Origin of the sequence: Candidatus Hakubella thermalkaliphila (assembly GCF_013281975.1) — a bacterium.
GTDB classification, from domain to species: Bacteria; Actinomycetota; Humimicrobiia; order Hakubellales; family Hakubellaceae; genus Hakubella; species Hakubella thermalkaliphila.
On sequence record NZ_BLRZ01000395.1, the window covers coordinates 1 to 742 of the forward strand.

2 protein-coding genes are annotated in these 742 nt (G+C 46.6%); one reads left to right on the plus strand and one right to left on the minus strand.

Translation table 11 applies throughout. The features are described from left to right. Positions 1 to 209, plus strand: a 209-nt coding sequence (locus tag HW443_RS13125) for a hypothetical protein (RefSeq protein WP_219857267.1), incomplete at its 5' end; no start/stop codon positions are given. Positions 210 to 288: 79 nt separating this feature from the next. Here the strand turns inward: HW443_RS13125 and HW443_RS12380 are convergent. Continuing rightward, a partial coding sequence (locus HW443_RS12380) for a hypothetical protein (protein WP_176238357.1) occupies positions 289 to 742 on the minus strand: 454 nt, incomplete at its 5' end.

Below are 742 nucleotides of genomic sequence, written 5' to 3' on the forward strand. Positions count from 1 at the left end.
CTATTTACTTGGAAGGCATTGGCGGAAGAATCCTGGGATATACTCATACCTTGACCTATGAGATTAACGGCCACACGTTTATTGGAAGAATCGCCTTTTCACGGGAACTATTAATTTCCTTCAATCTACCAGGTAGACATGGCTTCTTTGAGAATTTTGCCGTAGTTTTTGATGAAAGTAGACAAGAGATTAGATTGTTGACAGAGTGAGCCTACGACAGGACCAATGTCCTTCCCATTATTCTCAATAGGCAGCAGAGATGTCGTACCCAAGAGCTAAAGATTAGCTCTACTCTTCAGAAGTCCGAGAGGCATGTGGGAAGTACCTTCTGTTTTTCCTCAGCCGCCACAGATCCAGGGTAACCAGTATGGGGTAAAGGGGAATAGCTGCCAGGCTAGCCCATCGTAAGACAATAAGGCGATCCATGCCCCGGTACTCCAGAGTCAGATCATAATCTCCCCCTTCCTCTATAAGCCAGATATTGCCACCTTTTCGCTCTGCATAGTGCAGGGGAATCGGGCCTTTATTGGCCAGTACCTGATTGGGGTCAAAAGGTGAGCTGAGATAGAGAAAGAAAGGACCTTTGTCTCTCACCAGGTTCCTGCCTACCTCATCCCCCGAGTCCTCAACAATAAGCACCCAATTAGGGTTAAAAGGCGAGCTTAAGTAGAGAAAGAAAGGACCATCGCTCTTGAGCTGGAAGCTGTAGGTTAGCTGGTTTATCTTGTTCAAAGCCACAACC